Origin of the sequence: Streptomyces sp. WELS2 (genome assembly GCF_013870595.1) — a bacterium.
Lineage (GTDB): Bacteria > Actinomycetota > Actinomycetes > Streptomycetales > Streptomycetaceae > Streptomyces.
This window is the reverse complement of the sequence record NZ_JACBWZ010000325.1, coordinates 1-6,555: the sequence shown is the minus strand read 5'-3', so window position 1 is coordinate 6,555 and position 6,555 is coordinate 1. Positions and strand designations below refer to the sequence as shown.

Annotated in this window: 3 protein-coding genes and 1 pseudogene; all 4 read left to right on the top strand. The window is 72.6% G+C overall.

Translation table 11 applies throughout. The features are described from left to right. Positions 1-199: pseudogene (locus tag H5J33_RS19230) on the top strand (cobalamin biosynthesis protein); the annotation flags it as partial. After that, positions 196-1,704, top strand: coding sequence for a cobyric acid synthase (locus H5J33_RS19225; RefSeq protein WP_181796166.1), 1,509 nt, complete (start codon positions 196-198; stop codon positions 1,702-1,704). The pseudogene H5J33_RS19230 and the gene H5J33_RS19225, both read left to right, overlap by 4 nt. After that, entirely contained in the window at positions 1,701-5,351 is a 3,651-nt protein-coding gene (gene cobN / locus H5J33_RS19220; RefSeq protein WP_181796165.1) for a cobaltochelatase subunit CobN, read from the top strand. The genes H5J33_RS19225 and cobN overlap by 4 nt, the downstream gene beginning before the upstream one ends. Before the next feature lie 169 nt (positions 5,352-5,520). Beyond that, the coding region (locus tag H5J33_RS19215; protein ID WP_181796164.1) for an ATP-binding protein at positions 5,521-6,555 on the top strand (1,035 nt) is incomplete at its 3' end.

Below are 6,555 nucleotides of genomic sequence, written 5' to 3'. Positions count from 1 at the left end.
CGCCCTCGGCGTCCGGCTGGGCGGGACGCTCTCCTACGGCGGCCGCGTCGAACACCGGCCCGTCCTCAACGGCGGCACCGGACGCCCGGTCCGGGTCACCGACATCGACCGGGCGGTACGCCTCTCCCGCCGCGTCGGCCTGCTCGCCCTCGGCACCACGCTCGCCGCGCGCGCACTCCTGAAAGGACGTGGGAAGTGAACGGTGGTCTCCTCGTGGCCGGCACCACCTCGGACGCCGGCAAGAGCGTCGTGACGGCCGGGATCTGCCGGTGGCTGGTCCGCCAGGGCGTGAAGGTGGCGCCCTTCAAGGCGCAGAACATGTCCCTGAACTCGTTCGTCACCCGGGAGGGCGCGGAGATCGGCCGCGCCCAGGCCATGCAGGCCCAGGCCTGCCGGATCGAGCCGACCGCGCAGATGAACCCGGTGCTGCTCAAGCCCGGCGGCGAGCAGAGCAGCCAGGTCGTGCTGCTCGGCAAGCCGGTGGGCGAACTGAGCGCGCGCGGCTACCACGGCGGGCGCCGGCAGCGGCTGCTGGGCACGGTGCTGGACTGCCTGGCCGAGCTGCGGGGCACGTATGACGCGGTGATCTGCGAGGGGGCCGGCAGCCCGGCCGAGATCAACCTGCGGCGGACCGACATCGTCAACATGGGCATCGCGCGCGGCGCGCGGCTGCCCGTACTGGTCGTCGGCGACATCGACCGCGGAGGCGTCTTCGCGTCCTTCTTCGGCACGGTCGCCCTGCTCTCGCCCGAGGACCAGGAACTGGTCGCCGGGTTCCTGGTGAACAAGTTCCGCGGCGACGTCGGCCTCCTCGAACCCGGCCTGGACATGCTGCACGGCCTCACCGGGCGGCGCACCTACGGCGTGCTGCCGTTCCGGCACGGGCTCGGCATCGACGAGGAGGACGGACTGCGCGTCTCCCTGCGGGGCACCGTACGGGAGTCCACGGTCACTCCCCCGGTCGGCGAGGACGTGCTGCGCGTCGCCGTGTGCGCGATCCCGCTGATGTCCAACTTCACCGACGTGGACGCGCTGGCCGCCGAACCGGGCGTCGTCGTGCGGTTCGTGGACCGGCCGGAGGAACTGGCCGACGCCGACCTCGTGGTGATCCCGGGCACCCGCGGCACCGTACGGGCACTTCAGTGGCTGCGGGAACGCGGACTGGCCGACGCCCTCGTGCGCCGGGCCGCCGAGCACCGCCCCGTCCTCGGCATCTGCGGCGGCTTCCAGATCCTCGGCGAGCACATCGAGGACGACGTCGAAAGCCGCGAGGGGCACGTCGACGGGCTCGGCGTCCTGCCCGTGCGCGTCCGCTTCGCCCGCGAGAAGACCCTCACCCGCCCCAGCGGACACGCCCTCGGCGAGCCCGTCGACGGCTACGAGATCCACCACGGCGTGGCCACGGTCGCAGGCGGCGAACCCTTCCTGGACGGCTGCCGCGTCGGCCAGACCTGGGGCACCCACTGGCACGGCTCCCTGGAGTCGGACGGCTTCCGGCGGGCCTTCCTGCGCGAGGTGGCCGCCGCCGCGGGCCGCCGCTTCGTGCCCGCGCCGGACACCTCCTTCGCCGCGCTGCGCGAGGAGCAGCTCGACCGGCTCGGCGACCTCATCGAACAGCACGCGGACACGGACGCGCTGTGGCGGCTCATCGAGTCCGGCGCGCCGCAAGGACTGCCTTTCATTCCACCGGGAGCGCCCGCATGAGCACAGTGTTGTTGTTGTCGACCGCCGACACGGATCTGCTGGCGGCCCGGGCCTCGGGAGCCGGCTACCGCATCGGCAACCCCACCCGGGTCGACGTCGCCGGGGAACTGCCGGCCCTGATCGACGGCGCGGACCTCGCCGTCGTACGGCTGCTCGGCGGCAAGCGGGCCTGGGAGGACGGGCTGGCCGCGCTGAAGGCCTCCGGCATCCCGACCGTGCTGCTGGGCGGCGAGGCCGTACCGGACGCCGAGCTGATGGCCGAGTCCTCGGTGCCCGCCGGCGTGGTCGCCGAGGCACTCAAGTACCTGGTCGAGGGCGGCCCCGCCAACCTGCTGGAACTGTCCCGGTTCCTGTCGGACACCGTGCTGCTGACCGGCGAGGGCTTCGAGGAACCGCGCCGCATGCCCGAGTTCGGCGTGCACGGCGCCTACGACGTCCAGGGCGGCCGCCCGACCGTGGGCGTGCTGTTCTACCGGGCGCACGAACTGAGCGGCAACACCGCCTTCGTGGACACCCTGTGCCAGGCGATCGAGGCGGCCGGCGCCAACGCCCTTCCCGTGTACTGCGGTTCGCTGCGCGGCGCGGACCCCGCGCTGTACGAGCTGCTGGGGCGGGCCGACACGCTCGTCGCCACCGTCCTCGCCGCCGGCGGCACCCACGCCTCCCAGGCCTCCGCCGGCGGCGACGAGGAAGCCTGGGACATCGGCGCGCTCGCCGACCTGGACGTCCCCGTACTGCAAGGCCTGTGCCTCACCTCCTCGCGCGCCGCGTGGGAGGAGTCCGACGCCGCCCTGTCCCCCATGGACGCGGCGATGCAGGTCGCCATCCCCGAGTTCGACGGCCGGCTGATCACCGTCCCCTTCTCCTTCAAGGAACAGGGCCCCGACGACGTCCCCGTGTACGTCGCCGACCCCGAGCGGGCCGCCCGGGTCGCCGGGATCGCCGTGCGGCACGCCCGGCTGAAGCACAAGCCGAACGCCGACAAGAAGATCGCCCTCGTCTTCACCGCCTACCCGACCAAGCACTCCCGGGTCGGCAACGCCGTCGGCCTGGACACCCCCGCGTCGGCCGTCCGGGTGCTCGACGCGCTCCGCGACGCCGGGTACTCGCTGACCGAACACCCGGACGGCGGCGACGAGTTGATCCACCGGCTCATCGAGGCCGGCGGCCACGACGTGGAGTGGCTGACCGAGGAGCAGCTGGCCGCCGCGCCCGCACGGGTGCCGCTCGCCGACTACCGGGCCTGGTTCGAGAAGCTGGACCCCGAGCTGCGGGACGCCATGACCGAGGCGTGGGGCGAACCGCCGGGCAGTCTCTACGTGGACGGCGACGACATCGTCCTGGCCTGTCTCCAGTACGGCAACGTCGTCGTCATGATCCAGCCGCCGCGCGGCTTCGGCGAGAACCCGATCGCCATCTACCACGACCCCGACATGCCGCCCTCCCACCACTACATGGCGGCCTACCGCTGGCTGGAGAACAGCTTCGGCGCCGACGCGATCGTGCACATGGGCAAGCACGGCACCATGGAGTGGCTGCCGGGCAAGGGCCTCGGGCTCTCCCGTGGCTGCGCCCCGGACGCGGTCCTCGGCGAACTGCCGCTGATCTACCCCTTCATCGTCAACGACCCCGGCGAGGGCACCCAGGCCAAGCGGCGCGGGCACGCCACCGTGGTCGACCACCTGGTGCCGCCGATGGCCCGCGCGGACACCTACGGCGACCTGGCCAAGCTGGAACAGCTCCTCGACGAGTACGCGCTGGTCAGCGACCTGGACCCGGCGAAGGCCCCGGCCGTGCGCGCACAGATCTGGACGCTCGTCAAGGCGGCGGAACTGCACCACGACCTGCACGTGGACGAGCAGCCGGACGACGACGAGTTCGACGAGTTCGTCATGCACATCGACGGCTACCTGTGCGAGATCAAGGACGTCCAGATCCGCGACGGCCTGCACGTCCTCGGCGGCGGCCCGGCCGGCGAGGCGCGCGTCAACCTCGTCCTCGCGGTGCTGCGCGCCTCGCAGGTGTGGGGCGGCCAGGCCAACGCCCTGCCCGGCCTGCGGGCCACGCTGGCGGCCCACTTCGGGCTGGTGGAGAAGGAGTTGCTGGCCGAGCCGGGCGCCCCGGTGAAGGTCCCGGTGGAACTGACGGACCTGGTGGAGGGCCCGGCCCGGTCCGCCGCCGACGCCGTCGACCTGCTGGAGCAGCTCTGCCGGCGGATCGCCGAGGGCATGGAGGCCCGGGCGTGGGACCGCACGGTGGTCCCGGCCGTCCTGCGGGGTGTGCTCGGCGCCGAACTGCCCGAGGCGGTCGCGGTGCTGGAGTTCGCGTGCGACGAGGTCGTACCGCGGCTGGCGCGCACCACCGACGAGATCGGGCACATCCTGCGGGCCCTGGACGGCGGTTACGTCCCGGCCGGCCCGTCCGGATCGCCGACCCGCGGCCTGGTCAACGTCCTGCCGACGGGCCGCAACTTCTACTCGGTCGACCCCAAGGCCATCCCGTCCCGGCTGAGCTGGGAGGTCGGGCAGTCGCTGGCGGACTCGCTGGTGCAGCGGTACCTGAGCGACACCGGGGAGTACCCGAAGTCCGTGGGCCTCACCGTGTGGGGCACCTCCGCGATGCGCACCCAGGGCGACGACATCGCCGAGATCCTGGCCCTGCTCGGCTGCCGCCCGGTGTGGGACGAGGCCTCCCGCCGGGTGACCGGCTTCGAGATCATCCCCCCGGCCGAACTGGGGCGGCCCCGCATCGACGTCACGGTCCGCATCTCCGGGTTCTTCCGGGACGCGTTCCCGCATGTGGTCGGGCTGATCGACGACGCGGTCCGGGCGGTGGCCGAGCTGGACGAGCCGGCCGAGTCCAACTACGTCCGCGCGCACGTGGACGAGGACACCGCCGAGCACGGCGACCGGCGCCGCGCCACCGCCCGCGTCTTCGGCTCCAAGCCGGGCGCGTACGGCGCGGGCCTGCTGCCGCTGATCGACGCCCGCAACTGGCGCTCCGACGCCGACCTCGCCGAGGTGTACGCGGTCTGGGGCGGCTACGCCTACGGCCGCGGGCTCGACGGGCGGGCGGCGCGCGGCGACATGGAGACGGCGTTCCGGCGGATCGCGGTGGCGGCGAAGAACGTCGACACGCGTGAACACGACATCCACGACGCGGACGACTACTTCCAGTACCACGGCGGCATGGTCGCCATGGTGCGGCACCTGACGGGCGCCAACCCCGAGGCGTACGTGGGCGATTCGGCCGTACCGGACCAGGTGAAGACCCGGACGCTGGGCGAGGAGACGCACCGGGTGTTCCGGGCGCGGGTGGTCAACCCACGCTGGATGAGCGCCATGAGAAGGCACGGCTACAAGGGTGCCTTCGAGATGGCGGCGACCGTGGACTACCTGTTCGGCTACGACGCCACGGCGGGCGTGGTGGACGACTGGATGTACGAGAAGCTGGCCGGCGAGTACGTCTTCGCCCCGGAGAACCGGGACTTCATGAAGCGCTCGAACCCGTGGGCGCTGCGCGGCATCACGGAGCGCTTGCTGGAGGCGGCGGACCGTGGTCTGTGGGCGGAGCCGGACCAGGAGACCCTGGACCGGCTCCGGGCGACCTACCTCGAGCTTGAGGGAGATCTGGAGGGGGACGCTTGATGTCCCCGGGGAGCCCCGCAGCGGCGGGGAGCACAGCAACTGCGGCCACGGTTCGCCCTGTTCGCAAGGACCACCCTCGCGTCAGCGGGGAGCACACGGCGACTGTCCCAGGTGCGGATTCGGAGCCCGAGCCGTTTCGGCATGATTCACCCGGAGGAGTGATCAACGCGTGAGCACGCCCTATCCCTTCACGGCCGTTGTCGGCCAGGACGACCTGCGGCTGGCCTTGCTCCTCAACGCCGTCAGCCCCGCAGTGGGCGGTGTCCTGGTGCGCGGGGAGAAAGGGACCGCCAAGAGCACGACCGTTCGCGCTCTTTCCGCGCTGCTCCCGGAGGTCGACGTCGTTCCCGGGTGCCGGTTCTCCTGCAGCCCCACCGCCCCTGACCCTGCTTGTCCGGACGGTCCGCATGAGCCGGGTAGTGGCACGCAGCGGCCCGCTCGGATGGTCGAGCTGCCCGTAGGCGCCTCCGAGGACCGGCTGGTGGGCTCGCTCGACATCGAACGCGCTCTCGCCGAAGGCGTGAAGAGCTTCGAGCCCGGCCTTCTGGCGCAGGCCCACCGCGGCATCCTCTACGTCGACGAGGTCAATCTGCTGCATGACCACCTCGTCGACGTCCTGCTGGACGCGGCCGCGATGGGTGCCTCGTACGTCGAGCGCGAAGGCGTCTCCGTGCGGCACGCCGCTAAGTTCCTGCTCGTCGGGACGATGAACCCGGAAGAGGGCGAGCTGAGGCCGCAGTTGCTCGACCGGTTCGGGCTCACCGTGGAGGTCGCCGCCTCCCGTGAGCCGGACCAGCGGGTGGAGGTCGTGCGGCGGCGCCTCGCCTACGACGACGATCCCGCCGGGTTCGCCGCGAAGTGGGCGCGGGAGGAGGCCGCCGTACGGCAGCGGATCGTCGCCGCGCGGGAGTTGCTGCCGCAGGTGCGGCTGGGTGACGGGGCGCTGCGGCAGATCGCGGCGGTGTGCAGCGCCTACGAGGTGGACGGCATGCGTGCCGACATCGTGATGGCGCGGACCGCGACCGCGCTGGCCGCGTGGGCCGGGCGGACCGACGTCCTCGCCGAGGACGTGCGGCAGGCGGCGTTGCTGGCGTTGCCGCATCGCAGGCGCCGTGCACCCTTCGACGCGCCGGGCCTGGACGAGGACAAGCTGGACGAGACGCTGGAGCAGTACTCCGGGGACGACGGCGACGACGAGCCGGAC

Bases quoted from the DNA above. Each gene is read 5' to 3' on its own strand.
- cobN (WP_181796165.1), top strand. From the start codon at position 1,701: ATGAGCACAGTGTTGTTGTTGTCGACCGCCGACACGGATCTGCTGGCG.